21 protein-coding genes and 1 other annotated feature are annotated in these 22,807 nt (G+C 28.0%); of the genes, 6 read left to right on the top strand and 15 right to left on the bottom strand.

Features of this window, described 5'->3' with window-relative positions:
• Positions 1–7: 7 nt before the first annotated feature.
• The 11 genes from CNEONATNEC86_RS01840 to CNEONATNEC86_RS01790 form a co-directional block, all read right to left on the bottom strand.
• Entirely contained in the window at positions 8–616 is a 609-nt protein-coding gene (locus CNEONATNEC86_RS01840; RefSeq protein ID WP_159115501.1) for a DapH/DapD/GlmU-related protein, read from the bottom strand.
• Between the two features lie 15 nt (positions 617–631).
• A complete protein-coding gene (gene phnM / locus CNEONATNEC86_RS01835; RefSeq protein WP_159115500.1) occupies positions 632–1,804 on the bottom strand; it encodes a phosphonate metabolism protein PhnM in 1,173 nt (390 codons plus the stop codon).
• A gap of 74 nt (positions 1,805–1,878) precedes the next feature.
• Positions 1,879–2,721 (bottom strand): ATP-binding cassette domain-containing protein, encoded by an 843-nt coding sequence (locus CNEONATNEC86_RS01830; protein ID WP_125149664.1) that lies wholly within the window; start codon positions 2,719–2,721, stop codon positions 1,879–1,881.
• A gap of 13 nt (positions 2,722–2,734) precedes the next feature.
• Complete coding sequence (locus tag CNEONATNEC86_RS01825) at positions 2,735–3,571, bottom strand: alpha-D-ribose 1-methylphosphonate 5-phosphate C-P-lyase PhnJ (protein ID WP_125149687.1); 837 nt, start codon at positions 3,569–3,571, stop codon at positions 2,735–2,737.
• On the bottom strand, positions 3,561–4,685 hold the full coding sequence (locus CNEONATNEC86_RS01820; RefSeq protein WP_159135445.1) for a carbon-phosphorus lyase complex subunit PhnI: 1,125 nt from the start codon (positions 4,683–4,685) through the stop codon (positions 3,561–3,563). Before CNEONATNEC86_RS01820 ends, CNEONATNEC86_RS01825 begins: the two co-directional genes overlap by 11 nt.
• 3 nt (positions 4,686–4,688) lie before the next feature.
• Positions 4,689–5,294 carry a phosphonate C-P lyase system protein PhnH gene (gene phnH, locus CNEONATNEC86_RS01815; protein WP_125149662.1) on the bottom strand — a complete coding sequence of 202 codons (606 nt, stop codon included), beginning with the start codon at positions 5,292–5,294 and terminating at the stop codon, positions 4,689–4,691.
• 30 nt (positions 5,295–5,324) lie between these two features.
• Positions 5,325–5,747, bottom strand: a complete 423-nt coding sequence (gene phnG, locus CNEONATNEC86_RS01810; protein WP_125149661.1) for a phosphonate C-P lyase system protein PhnG — start codon at positions 5,745–5,747, stop codon at positions 5,325–5,327.
• Positions 5,748–5,975: 228 nt separating this feature from the next.
• Positions 5,976–6,416, bottom strand: coding sequence for a hypothetical protein (locus CNEONATNEC86_RS01805; protein ID WP_159135444.1), 441 nt, complete (start codon positions 6,414–6,416; stop codon positions 5,976–5,978).
• 137 nt (positions 6,417–6,553) lie between these two features.
• Complete coding sequence (locus tag CNEONATNEC86_RS01800; protein ID WP_159115497.1) at positions 6,554–7,066, bottom strand: AAA family ATPase; 513 nt, start codon at positions 7,064–7,066, stop codon at positions 6,554–6,556.
• Between the two features lie 144 nt (positions 7,067–7,210).
• Positions 7,211–7,921: a GntR family transcriptional regulator gene (locus CNEONATNEC86_RS01795; RefSeq protein ID WP_230132122.1), complete on the bottom strand. Its 711-nt coding sequence runs from the start codon at positions 7,919–7,921 to the stop codon at positions 7,211–7,213.
• Positions 7,922–7,953: 32 nt separating this feature from the next.
• Positions 7,954–8,112 carry a hypothetical protein gene (locus CNEONATNEC86_RS01790; RefSeq protein WP_159135443.1) on the bottom strand — a complete coding sequence of 53 codons (159 nt, stop codon included), beginning with the start codon at positions 8,110–8,112 and terminating at the stop codon, positions 7,954–7,956.
• A gap of 487 nt (positions 8,113–8,599) precedes the next feature.
• On the opposite strand from CNEONATNEC86_RS01790, the gene CNEONATNEC86_RS01785 reads away from it, so the two are divergent.
• The gene (locus CNEONATNEC86_RS01785; RefSeq protein WP_159135442.1) at positions 8,600–11,263 is read left to right on the top strand and encodes a cation-translocating P-type ATPase; all 2,664 of its coding nucleotides are present in this window, start codon (positions 8,600–8,602) and stop codon (positions 11,261–11,263) included.
• Positions 11,264–11,480: 217 nt separating this feature from the next.
• Positions 11,481–12,527, top strand: a complete 1,047-nt coding sequence (gene hydE, locus CNEONATNEC86_RS01780) for a [FeFe] hydrogenase H-cluster radical SAM maturase HydE (protein WP_058293453.1) — start codon at positions 11,481–11,483, stop codon at positions 12,525–12,527.
• Positions 12,528–12,846: 319 nt separating this feature from the next.
• Here the strand turns inward: hydE and CNEONATNEC86_RS01775 are convergent, their stop codons facing one another.
• Positions 12,847–13,578: a DUF3298 and DUF4163 domain-containing protein gene (locus CNEONATNEC86_RS01775; protein WP_058293454.1), complete on the bottom strand. Its 732-nt coding sequence runs from the start codon at positions 13,576–13,578 to the stop codon at positions 12,847–12,849.
• Between the two features lie 307 nt (positions 13,579–13,885).
• Between CNEONATNEC86_RS01775 and CNEONATNEC86_RS01770 the strand changes: the two genes are divergently transcribed.
• Positions 13,886–14,797 (top strand): polysaccharide deacetylase family protein, encoded by a 912-nt coding sequence (locus tag CNEONATNEC86_RS01770; RefSeq protein WP_058293455.1) that lies wholly within the window; start codon positions 13,886–13,888, stop codon positions 14,795–14,797.
• A gap of 42 nt (positions 14,798–14,839) precedes the next feature.
• On the opposite strand, the gene CNEONATNEC86_RS01765 is transcribed toward CNEONATNEC86_RS01770, so the two are convergent.
• Positions 14,840–15,856, bottom strand: coding sequence for an anti-sigma factor domain-containing protein (locus tag CNEONATNEC86_RS01765; protein WP_058293456.1), 1,017 nt, complete (start codon positions 15,854–15,856; stop codon positions 14,840–14,842).
• 344 nt (positions 15,857–16,200) lie between these two features.
• On the opposite strand from CNEONATNEC86_RS01765, the gene ispF reads away from it, so the two are divergent.
• On the top strand, positions 16,201–16,668 hold the full coding sequence (ispF, locus tag CNEONATNEC86_RS01760) for a 2-C-methyl-D-erythritol 2,4-cyclodiphosphate synthase (protein WP_058293457.1): 468 nt from the start codon (positions 16,201–16,203) through the stop codon (positions 16,666–16,668).
• 53 nt (positions 16,669–16,721) lie between these two features.
• Here the strand turns inward: ispF and CNEONATNEC86_RS01755 are convergent, their stop codons facing one another.
• Complete coding sequence (locus tag CNEONATNEC86_RS01755; RefSeq protein ID WP_058293458.1) at positions 16,722–17,396, bottom strand: hypothetical protein; 675 nt, start codon at positions 17,394–17,396, stop codon at positions 16,722–16,724.
• 317 nt (positions 17,397–17,713) lie between these two features.
• On the opposite strand from CNEONATNEC86_RS01755, the gene CNEONATNEC86_RS01750 reads away from it, so the two are divergent.
• Together CNEONATNEC86_RS01750 and thrS are read left to right on the top strand one after the other, a co-directional pair.
• Positions 17,714–18,118: an HNH endonuclease gene (locus CNEONATNEC86_RS01750; RefSeq protein WP_058293459.1), complete on the top strand. Its 405-nt coding sequence runs from the start codon at positions 17,714–17,716 to the stop codon at positions 18,116–18,118.
• Between the two features lie 113 nt (positions 18,119–18,231).
• Positions 18,232–18,459 (top strand) — a binding site (T-box leader).
• An 87-nt stretch (positions 18,460–18,546) separates the two neighbouring features.
• Entirely contained in the window at positions 18,547–20,478 is a 1,932-nt protein-coding gene (gene thrS / locus CNEONATNEC86_RS01745; RefSeq protein WP_159135441.1) for a threonine--tRNA ligase, read from the top strand.
• A 47-nt stretch (positions 20,479–20,525) separates the two neighbouring features.
• On the opposite strand, the gene CNEONATNEC86_RS01740 is transcribed toward thrS, so the two are convergent.
• Positions 20,526–22,649 (bottom strand): methyl-accepting chemotaxis protein, encoded by a 2,124-nt coding sequence (locus CNEONATNEC86_RS01740; protein WP_159135440.1) that lies wholly within the window; start codon positions 22,647–22,649, stop codon positions 20,526–20,528.
• Positions 22,650–22,807: the final 158 nt, after the last annotated feature.

The following is a 22,807-nucleotide window of genomic DNA, read 5'->3' as shown; positions in this document are numbered from 1 at the left end:
CCTACTTTTAATACTTTTTTATAAATTCATCTGCATCCAATAAGAAATCGTCAAATCTTTCTTTTATCTTTTCATGTGGCCAGTCCCACCATTTTATTTCTTCTAACTCATGTATTACATCCTTTGAAAATCTGTCTCTTATTTTCTTTATTGGAACTCCAGCAACTATTGAATAATTTTCTACATCATGTGTTACAACAGCTCCGCTTCCAATTACAGCCCCATTGCCAATCTTAACACCTGCCATAATTGTAACTCCATGACCTATCCATACATCATTTCCTATAATTACCTTATTGTTTTTTCTATTCTCAAAGAATTCCTCATCATCCTTATCATCAAACCCATACATTTTTCTTCTATATGTAAAATGATGAAGACTTGCTCTCTTAATTGGATGCTGAGTTGCTCCTATTCTTGCCATAGCCGCTATATTTACAAACTTCCCAATTTGAGCATTTTGAATTATGCAGTATTCTGAGCAGTAAGAATAATCATTCATAAATGAATTTTCTAAACTGCATCCTTCAAGAACATAAGTGTATTTTCCAAATGAACTATTTATTATTTTACTATTTTCATGTATATAACCGTCTTCTGATAATATTAAATCCATAATATTAAATCCTCGCTATACTCTATAATTAATTCTTGACATAAGCTTCCCATCAACAAATACTGATGTTATCACAGGTACTTCATCTAATTTTTCTATTATTAAAAGATCTGCCTTCTTACCTTCTTTTATAGAACCAATTACATTGTCCATCTTTACAGCTTTTGCTGGGTTTATTGTTACATACTTAAATGCTTCGCATAAATCAATATCATAATTTTCATTAAGCTTAAATATTGAATGAAGCATTGCTGCTGGATAATAATCACTACATAAAATATCGATGCATTTTTCCTTTATAGCTTCTGCTGCTGAAAGATTACCTGCATGCGATTTTCCGAGTAGTACATTTGGAGCACCAGCAATAGTAAGCATGCCTTTCTCTTGTGCAGCGCTTGCAACATCCATTGTAATTGGGAATTCGCTTATAGTTGCTCCAAGCTCTTCTACAAACTCGATCTTTTCTACACTATCATCATCATGTGATGCAATAGCTATATTTCTCTCCTTTGCAAGCTCTGCCATTTCTTTCATTACATCAACAGTAATAGTTGTCTTGTTACGTCTTGCTTCAACCATATCATCAATTTCACTGTCACTTACGTTCTTATATCCCTTTAAAATTTTTCTATAAGTATCAATATCACTATACTGTCCTTGCCCTGGAGTATGGTCCATAAATGATAATAGATGTACATTTCCTTCTTTTATATAATTCTTGATATTTTCCACTTCATCTATGCTGTCAATTTCAACTCTTGCATGAAATCTATGTCTTATAAGATGTTTCTCATTATGAGTCTTATTAATTACATCCATTAATTTAATTACATTTTCTCTTTTTCTAACTGGTTTATTTTCAAATAAATCTAGTCCATAAAATGATAATGAATGAAACATTGTTGTAATTCCATTATTTAAAAGGACCTTTTCAGCTTCTCTTAAACTAATGTTGAAATCCATAATACTAGTTGGTCTTGGTGATGCCATATTTTCTATATAATCAGAATGAACGTCAACAAATCCTGGCGCAATATACGAACCTTTAACATCAATTTTTTCTACTCCTATAGTTCTTACTGATCCTCTTTCCGCTATCTTTCTTATTACATCATCTTCAATTAATAAATCATATCCTTGCAGTATACCTTCTTCTGTAACTATTCTTCCATTAGTTAATAAATACAAATCTAATTCCTCCCCACTTTGCTGTAACTTTTAAGATAAATTAAAAGTTTTGCCATTCCCTAACTTTCTAATTTTTACAATAATGACTGAACTAATTGTTGTGTATATTCATGTTGTGGATCTTCTAAAATTTGATCTGTTAATCCAGCTTCAATTATTTTTCCATTGAGCATAACTATTGTTCTATCAGCAAGCATTCTTATTACACCTAAATCATGTGAGACAACAATCATGCTTATTCCAAGATCTCTTTGAAGTTTTTTTATCAAATCTAAAACATTAGCTTGTACTGATAAATCTAATCCTGTCGTTACTTCATCTAAAAGAAGTATAGGTGGATTATTTGATAAAGCCTTAGCTATTTGAACCCTTTGTTGCATTCCTCCGGAGAAATTCTTAGGTGCCTCCTTCATTCTAAAAACAGGTATATTAACTTTTTCTAATAATTCCTTTGCTCTTTCGATCATAAAAGTTACATTTCTATTACCTGATGCTATAAGATTTTCTGCTATATTTCCTATACACGAAAAGTCCATCTTTAATCCAAGCATAGGATTTTGATATACTTTTCCTAAAACATTATTTCTTATATATCTTTTTTGCTGAGAAGATTCTTCAAAAATATTTTTTTCTCCATCCTTATAATTTGATAGATACGCTTTTCCATCGGTAACTTCTTTATCAAAGTAAAGGCACTGCATCATTGTTGATTTTCCACTTCCACTCTCACCAACAACTCCTAAAATTTCGCCTTCATATACTTCAAAATTCAAATTCTGGCATGCATATACTGTTCCACATTTAGGACAATAGTTCTTTTCTAGATTATTTTCATTTAAATCCCTGCAATAGCTACACCCATCTCCAAATTGCTTTTTAAGATTCTTTACTTTTAAAATAGGCTTTTCACTACTCATTACATTTATCCCCCTATCCTTCATTTAATGAACTTATACAGTTGCTGGTATCATTACATTGATAGTATGTTTCTCCTGTAATTTCATCCACAAGCTCATCCATGTAAACTCCAGTTTTTCCACATAACCTACACACTTTTCCCGTAACATTTTCTCTTTTAAATTCATAATCCTCAAAAGCTAAGGATTCGACTTTAGTATGTGGTGGAACTGCATATATCTTCTTTTCTCTACCAGCCCCCAAAAGTATCAATGCTTCGCTATCATTCATTTTAGGATTATCGAACTTTGGAATAGGACTTGGGGCCATAACATACCTGTCATTGACCATTACAGGATGATCTGCACCTGTTGCCATCTCTCCATACTTTATAATCTGCTCAAAAAGCATAAGCCAGGCTGCGCTATATTCTTTATCTGCATGAAGTCTCTTTGTTACATATTCACTTGGTTCTACTTCTCTTAGTGGTTCTGGAGTTGGAACTTGTAATACTAGAATTTGATCTGACTTAAGTGGAACTTCTGGGATTCTATGTCTTGATTGGATTAATGATGCTTTTGATGTGTCATCTGTTGTTTCTACATCCGTTGTTTTATTTATTAATTTTTTAATATTTACTGCATTTACAGATTCATCTGAACCTTGGTCTATTACTTTAAGAACATCTTCTTTCCCTATGAGCGATAATGTAAGCTGAAGTCCACCTGTCCCCCATCCTCTTCCTATAGGCATTTCTCTTGATGCAAAAGGTACTTGATATCCTGGAATTGCTACTGCTTTTAATGTCGCTCTTCTTATTTCTCTTTTTGATCCTTCATCAAAAAATGCAAAATTATAGTTATTTTTCACAACTTTCACCTTCCTTTTCCTCTTGAATTTTACGAGCACTATCAAGCTTAGATTGGAAAGTAACGTAGTGCGGTAATTTTAAATGTGATATAAACCCAGTTGATTCTACTGAATCGATACTTAAAAGTACAAACTCTTCATCACCTGTTGGATATTTTTTATTTTTTCTTTGAAGACATTGATCTAATATGCTCATTGCTATGGCTTTACTTTCATTTTGTCCATAACAAATCCCATATCCAATATCAAATTTTCTTTCATTTTCACCTTTATCATTTATCACCGTTGTTGGCATGAAATTTTCTACTTCGGTTACCTTTATTTCTCCAATATAATAATCTTCTTCGTGTGATCCTTCTTCTATAGGATCTGAAATATATAATGGTATATTTCCAATTCTTAATTCTCCAACTGTTGGGTGGTCATCAAGGCCTGAAGTCCTTAAGCTTGAATAACCTAGAGAAATTACCCCACCTGTCTGTCCTCTTGTTAATACCTGTAATCTTTGATCTCTCGTAGATGGAAACTGCAAGCTTTCTTTAGTTACATCTTTAGGTTCTTCATTATTTTCTTCACAGTCTTCTATTAAATTCTGGCTTCTTAAATAATCTAAAACTTTGGGTAAATGTCTTAAATCATACTTTGTTTCTTTATTCTCTGATATTTTTTTATTAAATTCTTCTACCCACTTTCGTGCATCTTCTTTACTTTCATCTGCAATACTAAAATCTATAAGTCTGTGAGTATAGTCATAAGATGCTCCTAGTATTTGTCCGCCTAGTATGTCTTTAAATGATGCAGATATTCTTCTTTCAACAAACATATCTTTAGTATCAACAACATTTGTATAATGTTTTCTTGGAAGAGTAGATCTATATGCTCTTAATAAAAATACCGCTTCTTCTGCATTACCTTCTGACTGTTTTATTGCAATTGAAGCAAGCTCTTTTGAATATAAACTAGCTTCTGACATAACTACATCTATAAGTCCTCTCATTCCAGAAAATATTCCATTTATATCTAATACTTCTTTATCTTTAAGTCTTTCATATTTTAATCTTTCAATGGAAGCCTCGATAGCTTTTGTTCCACCTTTTACTGCAACATATGCCATTAGCTAAACCTCACTTTCATTTATAGAAGTAGTTCTTGGAATGCAAATAACATTATTTTTTTCATCAACATAAATCAAATCAATTCCAAGTGGGTATTCTTCATTTTTTAAACTTCTCTCTTTTATCCATTTTGTTTCACCGCTAATTTTAACCTCATTCAAATTCTTTATTCCAGGGCCTTTAAAATTAAGAATATTTGCCTCATTATTATCATTATCCAAGCATTTAAATTCAGCTATTATTGTTGCTGAATTATTAGGGTCAACTAAATCTCCTATCTTTGCTTTTTTTATGACTATATCTAAATCTTCATCACAAAAATCATCTAATACGAATATATAATCAGCTTCTTCTAGCGGTTTAACCTTTGCATAAGTAATTTGACTTATTAAACTTGAAACATCAATTGACATTTCAGAAACCACATTAAAGCTCACTTCCCTATCTAACAGCATCATCATAATTAGGAATGTACTCTTATAACAATTAATATCTATATCTACTTTATCCGCTTCTTTTTGTAGGTTTTCAATCACTCCTGGCTTAGCCATGGCATTCAATACTTTTCTATAAACACTTTGAATATCATGAACCATATTAAGCTTCATTATTTCTTTCCTCCTTGACTGTTTTATCTATTAAGAATCCATAGTAGTAAAATCAACTTTTGTTTCTAAAATTTTTTGACTTAACTTATATTCTTTTTCTTTAATAATCTTTTCTTCATTTAGTAAAAGTTCTTCCCATTTACTTATCTCTTTTAAGTTTGCTTTATACGCTCCATCTATAATTGCTAAATTAATAGCAACTTCCTCATTATCACCTGCAACAATTCCCATCCCTACGTGTCCATTAATATGTATTTTAGCTTCAGTTACTAAAACTTCTCCTAAATAGAACAATTGCTTCTTAGCTGTTTCCCTCATCTTAATCATCACTAATCCATTGTTTGGTTCATCAATGGTTTTAATATCATATTTTTCTTCTATTTCTCTTGCTAATTTTCCAGCTAACTCTTTATTACCTCTAATAAGAATTTCAGTTCTTTTTCTTCTATTCATTTGGAATTCCCCCTCACAATTTGAATTATATCTTGGTGCCATGTTAAGTGATGCTAAGAGTATGTAAAATAATGTTAAGAATTTGTTAGACATCATTTGCTTTTATAAAATTGAATTAATTATTCATATTTGAATGAAATTTTTCTGCACAAAAATAGAAACAAGTAATATAAAAAGTAATTCAATACTTTTCATATTACTTGTTTCTATAAATGGATTTATTTATTTTTATCTTGAATTAAATTTTTCAAAAACCTTATCAGATAAATCACTATCTATTTCTTTTAAACTATTAATATATAATAGTGCACTCCCATTATATTCTTGCTCTTGTCCTGTAAGAATTATTTCATAACAATTTCTTATTATATTTATAATACAATTTTCAAAATGGTCTTCTCTGCAACTTTTACAAGTTTTAAGTATGTCTACTATTCCATCAGTCGCAGTCTCTTTATCATAGACTTTAGTATCTAATAATGGAATATTTTTATGCCCATCTATAATACCTGTAACTTTATTTATCATACAATGCTTAATACATTCTTTTCCGTAGCTAATTATACACTTATTTGCATCACATTCTCTACAAGTATCTTCTGATAAACAGCAATCACACAGCTTGTCTACAACCCTGCTAAAATTTACGTCTTTAAACTGAATACTCATTAAATCAGCCTCCATATAAAATATCTATAATTTAATTGTTTCTTAATGATAATTGTTATTAGTTGACAAACGAATTATACCTTTTTATTTTCCAAGAATCAAGTATTTATAATATTTTATAACTCTTTTTACTTTATTTATACACTTATATTAATTATATCTATAATTTCCTTAACTATATTCTCTACTGTTTTTTTAGATGTATCTAGCTTTTGAGTATTCATATTATGATATAAATCAAATCTTTCCAAGCTTCTTTTAATATTTCCTTTGTCCCTTAGCCCTAATTTTATATCTTTCCCAATTCTTTTTACAAGCTCATCCTTACTACTCATTAATGTTATTTTATAGATTGAAATATCTGCAACATCAATTCTTCCTAATACGTCATTCATTACATCATCTGTAGGAATAACCCAATTAAATACTACATATTTGGTGCTTGAGTTTTTCAAAAAATTATTTAGAATATATGTAATATTGTCTAATACCATTTTTTTATTTTCTTCATTAACTATAAAGGGATTCATCATCCAGCAGCTATCTCCATCAAGCCAAAATGAATTTTCTAATTTCTTATATAATTCTTTACATATAGTTGTTTTTCCAATCCCCATAACCCCATTTATTATTATTAATTTTTTCTTCATATGAACCTCATCCCCGCAAAATTAGTATTCTATTATTTAATTGTACATAATTAAATAATAATATCCAACCTCAATCATCTATACTAATTAATTTATAGATATAAAAAACAGTATAAAATTTGAAATTTTAACTGTAAATTAAAATTATATCTTATATATGAATTTATCCCCTCTATAAATTATCTCTGTATACTCTAATATTATGTCTGTATCTTCATCTTTACAATTACTCTTTAATTTAAGAAGTGGTACTAATTCTCCACAATCTAATAACTTCCGTTCCTTTGATGTAGGATACAATACCTCTAACATACTCTTTTCTGTACTATAATTTATAAACCCTTTTTTCTTATAGTAATCAAACATAGATGTAATTTTTCTTCCTTCTCTTGATATATCCTTAAATACCTTTTGTGATACGTATGAAAAATGTATTGCTAGTGGTTCTTTATCAACACATCTTAATCTTCCTATTTTATAAACGTTAATATCTTTAGAAGCATGTAGCTCATCCCATATGCTTTTATTATATGGAATCCTTTCTGCGCATATATTTATTGTATCCAAATTAACTCCACCGCGTTTTAATTTCTTAGAAAAACTTTCATTACCTGATAAGATTAGCTCTATAGAACTCCCTCTCTTTTTAAGAAATCTTCCTCTACCTTGCAATGAATAAATATATCCCATTTGTTCAATCTTTTTATATATATTTCTCACCTTTATTCTAGGTACATTATACCTTTCCGCCAATTCATTATCTGAGGGAAGTTTCTCATCAAATTTATATTTATTTTCTCTTATATCAAGCAGAAGATTATCCATTATCTCATACTCTATGTTATTACACTCCAAATTAACACCACTCTTATAAAAATAATTATTTATTATTTTTCATTTTTATTCTCAAGAATCTCATAAGCAAATCCCGATCTTATTAAAGTATTAATAGTAGCTACATCAAATACTGATCCTAATAAATGAACATCTACATTTAATCCCTCTTTTAATTTTTCGTTAAAACTCAAAGACCTATAATCTACCATAAATTCTCACACCCTTTACCCTTTTACACTTTTAATATATACCTTTATTGTTAATTAGATATTATTCAACTGTTAAATAAATGTTACTATTTTAAAATTTCTATAATAATTTTCCCATCAATACTTTCCATGGTAAATTCTAAAAGTTCAGTGCATGTTTAGCTACATAAATAACATTACCATTTTCTACAATTTTTACTGTTAAAATAAAATTTATATTTTTTTATTGACAAGCTAATACAATTTAGATTATAGTAGTATTAATTAAATATGCTTTTTTGTTAAAGGGGAGTAATCAAAAATATAACGTCAACATCCGCGGCTAATTTTAGTCTGGTGTTATATACCCAAGTGGTGATGAGACTTTTAATATAACTTCAATAATACTAATCTTGAAGTTATATTAAAGGTCTCTTTTTTTATTATGAAAAATTAGACTTTATTCAAAATTGGAGCAAATATATATTTATTTGAAAGGAAGATTAATATGAGTAACTTTTTTAGTAAAACTACAGATGAATCATTGAAAGAATTAAACTCATCTCTAGAAGGACTATCGAGTAACAAAGCTACAGAACTATTAAATACTGTAGGAGAAAACATCTTAAATGAAAAAGAGAAAAAAAGTATGTGGTCCATATTTTTTGATCAGTTTAAAGACTTCTTAGTTATAATCTTAATTATTGCCGCTATTATTTCTGCTGTGACGGGTAATATGGAAAGCACTATTGTTATTATTGCTGTTATAACTATGAATGCTATATTAGGTACAGTTCAATATATTAAAGCTGAACAATCTCTTGATAGCTTAAAAGCTTTATCTGCACCTAATGCTAAAGTAATTAGAGATGGCAAAAAAATTGAAATTCCATCAAAAGATGTTGTCCCAGGAGACATTCTTCTCCTCGAAGCTGGTGACTTAGTTGTTGCTGATGGAAGAATATTAGAAAACTATTCTCTAAAAGTTAATGAAAGTTCATTAACAGGTGAATCTGAAGCTGTTGAAAAATTCTCTGATGCTATAAATAAAGATGAAGTAGCCCTAGGCGATCAAAAAAATATGGTATTTTCAAGTTCCCTAGTTACATATGGTAGAGCTACAATCTTAGTAACTAAAACAGGAATGAATACTGAGCTTGGTAAAATAGCTACTTTAATGGAAGAAACTCAAGAAAAAGCTACTCCGCTTCAAGTTTCTTTAGATGAATTTTCTAAAAAATTAGCTATCGGTATTATAGGTATATGTATTCTAGTATTTGCATTAAGTATGTATAGAGGAACTAATTTATTAGATTCATTAATGTTTGCTGTAGCTTTAGCTGTTGCTGCTATTCCAGAAGCACTTAGTTCAATTGTTACAATTGTACTTGCCATAGGTACTCAATCAATGGCTAAAGAAAATGCAATTATTAAAAAACTTAAAGCTGTAGAAGGACTTGGTTGTGTATCTGTAATATGCTCTGATAAAACTGGAACATTAACACAAAATAAAATGACTGTAAAAAAGATTTTTATTGATAATAAAACAATTGATTGTGAAAAAATTAATGTAAATAGTCCAATTGAAAGTTTTCTATTAAATAGCTCTATTCTTTGTAGTGATGCAACTTCACTTGATGGAAATGAAATTGGTGATCCAACTGAAGTAGCTTTAACTAATTTAGGACATAAGTTCTCAATAAACGAGATTGAATGTAGAAAAGCTTATCCAAGATTAAGTGAAATACCATTTGATTCTGATAGAAAGCTTATGAGTACTCTTCATAACATAGATGGAAAATATATAATGATAACAAAAGGTGCCTTAGATGTGCTTTTAGATAGAACTACATCAATAAGGACTTCTTCTGGATTAAAAAGATTTACCAATGAAGATGCTAATCATATTAATTCTGCTAACAAAGAGTTATCTTCACAAGGGCTTAGAGTTTTAGCATTTGCTTATAAAGAATTAGATGATAATAAAGAACTTAATTTAGATGATGAAAATGGATTCACTTTCCTTGGTTTAATCTCAATGATTGATCCACCTAGAGAAGAATCTAAAGCTGCTGTTGCAGACTGTATCAAAGCTTCAATTAAACCAATAATGATCACTGGCGATCATAAAATTACTGCTTCTGCTATAGCAAAAGAAATTGGAATACTTCAAAAAGATGATATGGCTGTTGAGGGATTAGAGCTTGATAAAATGTCTGATGCTGAACTTGATTCAAAATTAGAACACATCTCAGTTTATGCAAGAGTATCCCCTGAGCATAAAATAAGAATAGTTAGAGCATGGCAAAATAAAGGTAAAATCGTTGCAATGACTGGTGATGGAGTTAATGATGCTCCTGCATTAAAACAAGCTGATATTGGTATAGCAATGGGAATTACAGGTACTGAAGTTTCAAAGGATGCTGCTTCTATGATCTTAACTGATGATAACTTTGCTACTATAGTAAAATCAGTTACTAACGGAAGAAACATATATGCTAATATTAAGAATTCAATAAAATTCTTACTTTCAGGTAATATGTCTGGAATATTAAGTGTTCTTTATGCTTCATTACTTGCTCTTCCAGCTCCATTTGCACCAGTTCACTTATTATTTATAAACTTAGTAACTGATAGTTTACCTGCAATTGCAATAGGAATGGAAAAATCTAAAAAAGATGTATTAAAAGATAAACCTAGAGATTCTAAGGAATCAATATTAACTAAAGATTTTATGGTAGATATATGCGTTCAAGGATTGATTATTGGAATATTCACCATGATGGCTTACCACATAGGATTAACAAAAGGTTCTAATGGTGCAGCAATGACAATGGCATTTAGTACTTTATGTTTAGCCAGATTATTCCATGGTTTCAACTGTAGAGGTAAAAAATCAATATTCTCACTTGGACTTTTCAGTAATAAATTTAGTTGGATGGCATTTGGAGTAGGTATTATTTTAGTAAATTCTGTACTTCTTATACCTGGTCTTCAAGGATTATTTGAAGTTACACCACTTGCTATGAAAGATATAGCTACAGTTCATTTACTTGCTTTCATACCAACTATAATTATTCAACTTGTTAAAATAGTAAGAGACTTCATTGAAAGAAAAAATGAAATAACTATTGAATCAAACAATACTGTTTCAAATTCAAAAATAGCATAATAATTTACTATTTATATTGAAATAAAAGTTTTATTTAATCAGACTGTATCAAAATTATTATTAAAATTTTGATACAGTCTATTATTTATAATTTAAAAATTCTACTCTCTTAATTTCAATTCGTTGTAATATTCTTCTATTCTATAGTATACTAATTCTAAATCAAAAAATTATTTTTGTATTTAAGTTTAACTTACATTTAGGAGATGCAAAGTTTATGAATAAAATAATAGAAAAAGCTAAACTTACACATGAATTAACTAAAGATGAAATATTAATGTTATTAGAAAATGATAATATAAATGAAGAACTTTTTAAGGCTGCAGATTATATTAGAGAAAAATATTTAGGAAATGTAGTTAATCTCAGAGGATTAATTGAATTTACAAACATATGTAAAAGAAACTGTATGTATTGTGGTTTAAGAAGAGATAATAAAAATCTTAAAAGATACAGATTAACTGAAGATGAGATTTTTGATTTTGCAAGCAAAGCAGTAAACTATGGATATAAGACAATTGTTCTTCAAGGTGGCGAAGATGACTACTTTGATGTAGATAAAATGACTAATATAGTAAAAAAAATAAAATCACTTGGTGTTGCCTTAACTTTAAGTTTAGGCGAAAAAACATATGAAGAATATAAAGCATTTAAAGCTGCAGGTGCTGACAGATATTTAATAAGAATAGAAACTACAGACAAGCAGTTATACACAGCTATGGATCCAGGCATGAGCTTTGAAAACAGATTAGAATGTTTAGATAATCTTCGTAAGCTGGGTTATGAAGTTGGTACTGGCATATTAGTAGGATTACCAAATCAAACTTTAGATTCAATCGCTAATGATATATTATTCTTTAAAGAAATAGATGCAGATATGATAGGAATTGGTCCATTTATTCCAAATGCTGATACTCCTTTAAAGGATGCTGAAGGTGGAAATCTTACATTATCATTAAAAGTAATGGCAATAACAAGATTAATACTTCCAGATATAAATATTCCTGCTACTACGGCTATGGAATCCTTAGCCCCTAATGGTAGAATTAAAGCACTTCAAAGCGGTGCAAATGTTGTAATGCCTAATGTTACTGAAGGTGAATATAGGAAGTTATATGCTCTATATCCTGGTAAGATTTGCACTGGAGATACTCCATCTCATTGTAGAGGATGTATTACTGGGAAAATAACTGCCATAGGAAGATCTATTTCAGATGGATATGGATTTAGAGGCAATAGTAATGTAAATTCACATGACTGCTAATTATTTATAGAACTGTTGCAAAACTAGAATTTGTCCAGCAATTCTCAGTTATCAATGCTCAATGAAGAAGGATGAAAAACTTTTAGTTTTCTAAGATTATAGTATTGCATCTACATTTGCTAATACAAATGTAATCCGCTTAAGGCGAATGTTATGGCTAATGCTATAACGATGCAATAATACAATTAAAAAGCTATAAGCTTTTTTTCCTTAATTGAAATTTTATCATTGATAACTGATCATAAAAAAACAAATTCTAATTTGTAATGCAAACATAAAATATTACAAATTATTGTTCAACAAACCTATAAATGTAAAGTTAATGATAAAGATAATTTTCTCCAAACATTTTAAGTGGAATCTTAAATTCCCTAATTCCAGCTACATATGGTGCAATTTCATATAGTTGATAGTATATTATTAAATTTTCTCCAGTAAGGTAGTAGCCTTGATTATCTTTTATTCCCTTAAAATCTTTTCCTGAATCAAAATATATATCTGGTTCTAAGTTAATTTGTCTCACTATCTCCTTATTTATTATATCTTTATAATTAGAGTTTTTTATAAATAAGTCTTGTAGCATTAATAATCTTACATTCTGCTTATCAACATTATATGACGTTCTAATAGTATTTCCATGCGCTCCACCTAGGTATTCATAATAATCGTTGTATATACTAATTAATTTAGGATTATTTAAATTTACAGTATAATTTGACATTATTTCAAATGGGAAATTTGGAATGATTACATTACCTGTATTATCAAAATATTCTCTTGCAGTTTTCTCAGCATCAGCTACTTTAGGTAATATATCATTTTTAATGCTACTATTTATAGAATCTACTCTCTCTTTAAACAAATCACTTTTTAAATATGGTATCTTTATATCTTCTTTTAAATATTTATAATCATTTTTTATTACTTCTTCACTAACTTCTATTTTATTTTCAACAATTAATCCACAAGTTATCAACACATTCTGTTTATAACTTGTGGTGAAAGAAGAAGTTATCAACAATCCTATTCCTATGCCTTGAACTATATTCATAATTTATTCTCCTTAATTATAAATTAATGCTTTTTACTACTAATATATTCACACAATTCGCTGTAAATATATGTATATTAACATTTTTATAACATGTTATCCACATGCACTTGTGGATAATGTTAATAAGTTGTACTATTTTCTTATTATTGTATACTTTTTATATTTTTAGTCTAAAAGTTATTAAATATTCTGTTAAATAATACAATAAATTTTTATTTATAATAATCTTTTTAGATGGCCTCCTAGTATTTATATAATTTTTTATTTATAATGTATTGTATATTATATAATAGGAGGAAATTTAATGAAGAAATCATACCTATTGATAATATCAATAGTTACTATTATTTCTGTATTTATTGGATATAAATTTATTGATACAAACACAAGTATTATTAAAGATAATAATCAAAAGGATTACAATGAAAAATCTAATATCCAAGATGATATAAGAATAAACAATAACGACACTAACATAGATGACACTAAAGAAGATATTCTTAAAACATATAACTCTGGTTTTTCTGAATCAGATAAATTAATTAATGATAATCGAGGCATTCCAGTTTTATACTATCATTCTGTAAATATAGACTCTACTAATGAGGTTATAATAACTCCTGAACTTCTTAAAGAACAGCTTTCATATTTAAAAGATGAAGGATATGTTTCGTTAACAATGAGTGATGTAGCAAATTATTTAATAAATAATAAGCCAATTCACGAAAAGAGTATACTAATCACATTTGATGATGGATATATGGACAATTATTACAATGCCTTTCCATTATTAAAAGAATTAAATTTGAAAGCTACTATATTTTGTATTACGAATGCTTTAGACGGAAAATATTATCTATCTGAAGATGCCATTAAAGAAATGTCTGATTATGGTATAGATATTCAAAGTCACACCGTTAATCATCCTAATTTAGATAAATTAAGCTATGCTGATCAATTAGCTGAAATGATTAATTCAAAGAAAACCCTGGAAAAAATAATAAATAAAGAGGTATATGCTATCGCCTATCCTTTTGGAGATTTTAATGATGATACTATTAAGGCAGCAAAAGAAGCTGGCTATACACTAGGATTTACTACTAACAGAGGATTTTCAGATAGAGAAGATAATCTTCTTAAGCTAGATAGAATCTATGTAAGCTCAAATTATGATCTTAATACACTTAAAAATATTTTAAACGAAACGAAGAAATAAAAAATAGAACAAGATATACTTTACATATCTTGTTCTATTCTTTTATTTTTCATTAATATTATCTTCTAATTTCTGCTGAACCCCTGAATTATTGATAACGACCTTTATATCATTTTCTATTATAAATTTATTAGTCTCTGATAATTCTCCATATTTTAACGGTTGTCCTGCGACGGTTATATACACAGTATTTTCTTTACTTACCATTTCATTTTTTAAACCATATTTTAAAATATCTGTTATTACATCATCAATTTTTCTATTTTCCGCATCTAAATTTGAAACCAGTACCTTCCCTTTTTCTGTTGGAGAATGTGAATAAATTACCCTATCATATATATTGACATGCAACTTTATATTAGATGTAGTTTGAACAACTATTATACTGCTAGCTGTTGTATACTTTGAATATATGTTAAAACCAAATATCATTAAGAATAAAAGTAAAATACATACAGGTATTTTATATATTGCTGATCCAATTTTTTTCTTACCTTCACCCACAGCCCCTAAAGTTAATTCACCCTTTAATTTTATTTTTTTAAATTCTCCTGTTGAAGTTAATATGCATGCTGAATTATGTAATAGTAATTTTATTATTATTCCCCTATATGTCTTCTGCTTAATAATATTATGTCTTGTTTCTCTGTTTCTTTGCTTTAACTTAATTTTTAAATATTCTTGTATAAACTTATATTCAGGGTTATTTATTATAATAAAATATGCAACAATATAATCTTTCCATTTTTTTATGTAATCACTTTTTATTTTGGTTGCTCTTGATAATTTAGGTATATTTAAATGTCTACTTAAATTTAAATTATCTCTTAATTCCTCATTCTCAATAATATAATAAGCAATATTTAAAGCTATATTTCTTTCCTTTTCTTTTAAAGGAAAATTAACTAAATCCTTAAGAAAAACATTATACATATTTAAATCTTCTATTAATAAATTAATTTGTTCATTTCTATTATCCCTATCTGCTGAATCCATTAATATAATTGGTGAAGCAGAAGTAAATTCGTATTTATCCTTCATAAATTTTATATTTTCCATTATTTATATACCTCACACATTGATATCAAAATACAACTTCGCTCATATTATATTATTATAACATAGAAAATTATAAGTTAGTTCTAAATCAATTATTATGGAGCATTTTATGAGAAAAAAAGTTATCTACGTAAATTTCACAAAAAAAAGAAGAGTTAATTTTATATCTTTCATTTTCTACAGAATTGTTAATTTCATATTTAATAAATTTAAAGTCAAGCATAAATCTCAATGTAATCAGCATTTAAATAAACAACGTATATCTAACTAATTTTTCATGAAATTTATTTTTTGTGATAAAATAAAAATAAAAATAATAATAATAATAAATCAGAGGTGAAAGTATGAGAGTTGGATTAGGATACGATGTTCATAAATTAGTTGAAGATAGAAAATTAATTATAGGCGGTGTTGAAATACCATATGAAAAAGGACTATTAGGTCATTCTGACGCTGATGTTCTTATTCATGCCATAATTGATTCAATTTTAGGTGCCTGCGCTTTAGGCGATATAGGTAAACATTTTCCAGATACTGATGAAAATTATAAAGGAGTTTCAAGCATGGTTTTATTAAAAGAAACTGCTAAACTAATTTCAGAATCCGGTTATAAAATAAATAATATAGATGCTACTATAATAGCTCAAGCCCCTAAAATGTTACCTTATATAGATAACATGGTTGTTAATATATCAAATGCTCTTAATATAAATAGAAACCAAGTTAACATTAAGGCTACTACTGAAGAAGGTTTAGGATTTACTGGTGAAAAACTGGGTATCTCTGCTCAAAGTATAGCTTCTATTGACTAAATTTATTAAATAAAAGATGAGTAAGTCACTACTCATCTTTTATTCATACATATTTAAAATACCTCTGTAAGTTTTCTAAGCAAAACCTTTCTAAATTTTTCTCCATTTACTTTATTACCAATAGCTGTTCTACTAATTTCTTTCCATTCATCAATTGACATTCCCAACTTCTCTTCTAATTCCTCTTCTGTACTTGTCATTACACTAGAAGAAATTACAAAGTCAGCTAACTCTTCAGGAGTTGTAAAGAATTTTATATATATAAATTCCTCATTATCTCCCATCCATTTTTTATTAAAAGCTCTTGAAAATTTCTTTAATTCTCTTTGAATATTTGAAGACCTCATTTCCCAAAGCTTTGATAAAAATTCATAGTCTTCTTTCATTTTAGAAACTACATCTTTATCTATAATATTATCTTTAGATGCATTTCTTATAACATTATCAACACTCACAAAAGGAATATTAGTTATAGTCTTTAATTTTCCATATATCCATTTATAAAAAGACTCCTGCAAAAAAGAATATTGAATATATCCTAACAAACTCTTTGTATTAGGAAAATAACCCCAGACATTGTTCAATCCATTATTTTTACTGAACATCATTGTATGAAAATAAAAAGATTTCTCTGTAGGTGAATCCTTCATAAACATATGCCCACGTATAGTTTTATTTTCTCTGACAACGTTTTCCCAAAACTTAATGGAATTATAATTTTCTCTCACCTAAATCACCGTCCTATTGTGGTTTATTTCTAATTAAATTTAAAGGTCTATATTTATTCCTTCAATTACATTATATAGTATATTGTACTGTTTATTCAAGTTAAATATACATGTTTATTTATTAAAATTCTCTTCTTATAAGGTAAATTTTAACTTGTAATTATTTAGTAATTATTGTTTGATATAGTAACATATTATTAATTCTAACCATAATGATATAATAAAATTGATATTTTTTATTCATTAATTTATAATATTATAGGTTAAGTTTAATAATAAAAAATCAATTTTATCAAAATTCTAAGGAGGATAAACTATTGCCTTTATGTGAAATATGCAATGCACCAGCTGACATACACCATATTGTTCATAGAAGTGAAGGTGGACTTGATATAGAGTTAAACTATAAATATCTGTGTCCAAGACATCATAGAGGAAAGTGCGGTCCTCATCATTGTAAAGAAGTGGACATTAGATATAAATTAGAATTACAGAATAAATTACTTTATATGTTAAGAAAAGAATACTACTCTTTTAAGGAATTATCATTAGAACTTAACTTACCAAATAATGCCCTAAAAAGAATAACTAAAGATTTAAAATTATATAAAGAGGGCTATAAAAAGAATGATGTTATATTAAAGATTATGGGTGGAAAACTATATTCTGAAGATATGATAGTTAATTTAACCTTAGATAGATTAATTAATAATATAGATTAATGTACAAGTTAGGAGCCATCAAATCTTATAATATTTTTGATGCTCCTTATTTTTTAATATTTTCTAGAATTATTGACATAAAAACATCTAATGATTATAATAAAAAATAATATGATAACACGTTGATGAGGACAGTAAGCTAAAATCTTATTTTCAGAGAGAGAATATGCTGGTGTGATTATTCTTAAATAAATTTAGTCTGAAAACCACCTCTGAGTGGCTCTAATAAAGCCCGTTTTTATCACGTTACGATAAATTTAAGTGACCTAATATAGTTATATTATTTTATATCTTATTTTAGGTAATTAGAGTGGAACCACGGATATTACTTCGTCTCTATATTTTTGAGACGGAGTTTTTATTTTGTAAATTATTATAAACATCATATAAAACAATTAATTTCATATTTTTGAAAGGAGTCTTAAACAATGATAAAAGTTACTTTAAAAGACGGTTCTATTAAAGAATTTGAAGCTGAAATATCAGTTCTTGACATTGCTAAATCAATAAGCGAAGGATTAGCTAGAAATGCTTTTTGTGGAATAGTAAATGGTGAAGTTTGTGATTTAAGAAAAATTATTAATGAGGATGTTGAATTAAGTATTTGTACTTTTGATTCTCAAGAGGGTAAAGATGCTGTAAGACATAGTGTATCACATGTCTTAGCTTATGCTGTTAAAAGATTATTCCCTGAAACAAAATTAGCTATAGGGCCTTCTATCTCTAATGGATTCTATTATGATTTTGATAGAGAAACTGCATTTACTACTCAAGACTTAGAAAAACTTGAAGCTGAAATGCAAAAAATAATCAAAGAAAATCCTGAAATAACAAGATTTGAGCTTCCAAAAAATGAAGCTTTAGAATTAATGAAAGATGAACCTTATAAGGTAGAATTAATTAATGATCTTCCTGAAGATGAAGTAATTTCATTCTATAAAATGGGTGATTTCACTGATCTTTGTGCTGGTCCTCACGTTATGTCATTAAAACCAATAAAAGCAATCAAACTTACTAGAAGTGCTGGTGCTTATTGGAAAGGTGATGAAAAGAACAAGATGCTTACAAGAATATATGGAACTGCTTTCTTAAAGAAATCAGAACTTGATTCATTCTTAGAAGCATTAGAAGAAGCTAAAAAGAGAGATCATAATAAGTTAGGTAGAGAACTTAAATTATTTACTACTGATGAAAAGGTAGGTCAAGGTCTTCCTTTATTAATGCCAAAGGGAGCTAAAATAATTCAAATTCTTCAAAGATGGGTTGAAGATGAAGAAGAAAAAAGAGGTTATGTTTTAACTAAAACTCCATTTATGGCTAAGAGTGATTTATATAAAGTATCTGGTCACTGGGATCACTACAAAGATGGAATGTTTGTATTAGGTGATGAAGAAAAAGATGATGAAATATTTGCTTTAAGACCTATGACTTGCCCATTCCAATATACTATATATAATGCTGAACAACACAGCTATAGAGATCTACCAATAAGATATGGTGAAACTTCTACTCTATTTAGAAATGAGGCTTCTGGTGAAATGCATGGTCTTATAAGAGTTAGACAATTCACTTTATCTGACGGGCATTTAATAGTTACTCCAGAACAATTAGAAGATGAATTCAAAGGAGTAGTTGAATTAATAAAATATATAATGGATACTCTAGGAATATCAGATGATATAAGCTATAGATTCTCAAAATGGGATCCAAATAATACTGAAAAATATATTAATGATCCAGAAGCTTGGAATAAAACTCAAGATATAATGAGAACTATTTTAAATCATTTAAATATAGATTATGTTGAAGCTGATGATGAAGCTGCATTCTATGGTCCAAAACTTGATATTCAATTTAAGAATGTTCATGGTAAAGAAGATACAATAATTACAGTACAAATAGACTTTGCTTTAGCTGAAAGATTTGATATGACTTACATTGATAAGAATGGTGAAAAGAAACGTCCATATATCATTCATAGATCATCAATTGGATGTTATGAAAGAACTTTAGCTATGCTTATAGAAAAATATGCTGGTGCATTCCCAACATGGCTTTCTCCAACTCAAGTTAAAGTATTACCAATCTCTGATAAATATAATGATTATGCAGAATCTGTTACTAGAAAACTAAGAGATAATGGAATAAGAGTTGAAACTGATTATAGAGCAGAAAAAATTGGTTACAAGATTAGAGAAGCTAGACTTGAAAGAACTCCTTATATCCTAGTTGTTGGTGAAAAAGAAGCTCAAAACAACGAAGTTTCTGTAAGAAGTAGAAAGAACGATGATGAAGGTGCTATGAACCTAGATGCATTCGTTGAAAGAATTGTTACTGAAGTTAAAAATAAAGAAAGATAAAAATAATGACCGCCTTACTAAATAGTGAGGCGGCCAATTTTTATTACTTAACTTATTAGCTTATCTTCTTCTAAATTACATTCATCAATTGTTTCCTCTTTATCCAATTCATCATCTATAATGTTCCCCATATTATTTTCTTCATTGTCTAAAATTTCTTCATTGACTTTAAACTGCTTGACTTCTTCTGTTAATGAATCAGATTCATTTAATAGTAAATCTGCTTTTTGACTTACTTTATCACCAAGTTTAGATAAATCAATAGCAGAAATTGTTATTTGATCTATTGATTTAGATGTGTCTTCAACCATATCTGATAATTCATCAACTGTTTTAACTATATCTTCTTTGCTATTTGTTATATTGGCAAACTCAGCATCTATGTTAGATATTTTAGGTGCTATTTCTTTAACTAATATATTAATTTCTGAAAATGAACTCAAAACATCGTATATTATTTTTCTTTGCAACTCTAATTCTTTTTCCATTTCCTTAGAATCACTAACTATTTCTTTTGTCATAATCATTAATCCATTTATTATCTTATATATACTGTGAGATGAGTCTTTACTTTGCTCAGCAAGCTTTCTTATCTCATTTGCTACTACATTAAATCCTCTTCCTGCCTCTCCTGCCCTAGCTGCTTCAATGGCTGCATTTAATGCTAAAAGATCTGTTTGTTCCGCAATTCCATTTATAATATCTGTGATTCTATTTACCGTCATCATTTGCTCTTCTATTTGATTTACACTATTAGAAAAGACTTCAAAAGTAGAATTCACATTTTCAATTCCATCATTTAAATCTTCAATATTTTTATTTCCACTACTTGCTTTATCATTTACTATAAGAACTCTTCTATTTATTGAATTAATATTCGATTTTATAATATCAAACTTTTCACTAAACATACCTAGTGTATTCATTATGCCTTTAAATTCATTATCCTGTTTAGCTGTGCTACCCGCAACACGTCCTATTGATAATGATATTTCATTAGTAAACATTGATAATTCTGAAGAAATTTCCGATAAATCTGATGATTCATTTTTAACTTTATGTGCGTTATCTCTAACAGATTTTATCATATTTCCTACAGACTCTTTAGCATTATTTACGCTTCTACAAATCTCACTTATTTCATCTTTTCCTTTAAGAAATTTTTCATTTAACCTGCTCTCAAAATCTCCATTTGCTATAGTATCAACATAATTTTTAGCTATTATTAGCTTTTTAGTAACCCTAAATAAAAAAATTATTATAATACTTGATATAATAACCATCATTATTATTGTTGCTATAACATCTACTAATTTTAATCCACTTAATGCTTTAAACAAATCTTGTTCTTCAACTGTAATTCCTAATGAGAGCCCTGTATTCCCTATAGGTGTATATGACATATATCTAAACTTACCACCATAATTATATTTTCCTATACCACAATCAGTAGCTATAATCATACTCTTTCCTATGTTATTTAGTTTGTCTAAAACTTCATTTTCAGATTTCATATCTGTAATATTCTTATTTTCTTTAATCATTTCACTATCGCTTGAAACTATAATATTTCCATAACTATCTACAATAATTATACTGCCTGTCTCTAAAAATTTTATTTCATCAACTAATGATATAAAATCACTACAATCCTTAGTTGATGTTATCATTCCTATAACTTCATTTTCTGAATCTACTATGGGTGCTGAATATGTTACAACTTTTTTATTCGTTTCAGGATCTAAATATGGATTCGTTATAGAACTTATTCCTGTCATAGAATTAATATAACTTTGAGATGTTTTAGTATTCTTTATTTTACCTGATGTAGTTATAAAGTTTCCTTCTTTGTCCCCTACACTCATCTCAATAAGGCCTTTCTTTTCTGCTGTTTTCTTTAGAAAGTTCACCTTTTCTTCAATACTAATTTCTTTATTTGTCATAATAGGAGTACAAGCCAATGCTTCTATATTATCAATCTCTCCATTTATTCTATCATTGGCCTTACTTGCAGCTACTTTTGTCATCTCCTTCATTATTTCTAAATTACTACTACTTAAAGAATTACTAGCAAATTTATATCCTAATGTTGATATTGTTGTGAATGCTAGCAATAAAATTGGAATTAAGAATATGAGGATCTTTGTTCTTATACTATTAAATTTAATCATTTTTCCTCCTATAAACTTATGAATTATATTATTTCCAATATATATAATATTCCATTCTCATAAAGTTCCAATTAAGTTTATATTAAAGTTCTGTTAAATAGAATAATAACTATGTTCATTAATATTAGCTAAAACATAAGCTGAATAACACTTGTTAT

The sequence above is a fragment of the Clostridium neonatale genome (genome assembly GCF_900465025.1).
Lineage (GTDB): Bacteria > Bacillota > Clostridia > Clostridiales > Clostridiaceae > Clostridium > Clostridium neonatale.
Note: the sequence above shows the minus strand (reverse complement) of the source record. Positions and strands in the feature narration are given on the sequence as shown.

Bases quoted from the DNA above. Each gene is read 5' to 3' on its own strand.
- CNEONATNEC86_RS01840 (WP_159115501.1), bottom strand. From the start codon at position 616: ATGGATTTAATATTATCAGAAGACGGTTATATACATGAAAATAGTAAA.
- CNEONATNEC86_RS01830 (WP_125149664.1), bottom strand. From the start codon at position 2,721: ATGAGTAGTGAAAAGCCTATTTTAAAAGTAAAGAATCTTAAAAAGCAA.
- CNEONATNEC86_RS01820 (WP_159135445.1), bottom strand. From the start codon at position 4,685: ATGGCATATGTTGCAGTAAAAGGTGGAACAAAAGCTATCGAGGCTTCC.
- phnH (WP_125149662.1), bottom strand. From the start codon at position 5,294: ATGAAGCTTAATATGGTTCATGATATTCAAAGTGTTTATAGAAAAGTA.
- phnG (WP_125149661.1), bottom strand. From the start codon at position 5,747: ATGAATAGAAGAAAAAGAACTGAAATTCTTATTAGAGGTAATAAAGAG.
- CNEONATNEC86_RS01805 (WP_159135444.1), bottom strand. From the start codon at position 6,416: ATGAGTATTCAGTTTAAAGACGTAAATTTTAGCAGGGTTGTAGACAAG.
- CNEONATNEC86_RS01800 (WP_159115497.1), bottom strand. From the start codon at position 7,066: ATGAAGAAAAAATTAATAATAATAAATGGGGTTATGGGGATTGGAAAA.
- CNEONATNEC86_RS01790 (WP_159135443.1), bottom strand. From the start codon at position 8,112: ATGGTAGATTATAGGTCTTTGAGTTTTAACGAAAAATTAAAAGAGGGA.
- CNEONATNEC86_RS01785 (WP_159135442.1), top strand. From the start codon at position 8,600: ATGAGTAACTTTTTTAGTAAAACTACAGATGAATCATTGAAAGAATTA.
- hydE (WP_058293453.1), top strand. From the start codon at position 11,481: ATGAATAAAATAATAGAAAAAGCTAAACTTACACATGAATTAACTAAA.
- CNEONATNEC86_RS01775 (WP_058293454.1), bottom strand. From the start codon at position 13,578: ATGAATATAGTTCAAGGCATAGGAATAGGATTGTTGATAACTTCTTCT.
- CNEONATNEC86_RS01770 (WP_058293455.1), top strand. From the start codon at position 13,886: ATGAAGAAATCATACCTATTGATAATATCAATAGTTACTATTATTTCT.
- CNEONATNEC86_RS01765 (WP_058293456.1), bottom strand. From the start codon at position 15,856: ATGGAAAATATAAAATTTATGAAGGATAAATACGAATTTACTTCTGCT.
- ispF (WP_058293457.1), top strand. From the start codon at position 16,201: ATGAGAGTTGGATTAGGATACGATGTTCATAAATTAGTTGAAGATAGA.
- thrS (WP_159135441.1), top strand. From the start codon at position 18,547: ATGATAAAAGTTACTTTAAAAGACGGTTCTATTAAAGAATTTGAAGCT.
- CNEONATNEC86_RS01740 (WP_159135440.1), bottom strand. From the start codon at position 22,649: ATGATTAAATTTAATAGTATAAGAACAAAGATCCTCATATTCTTAATT.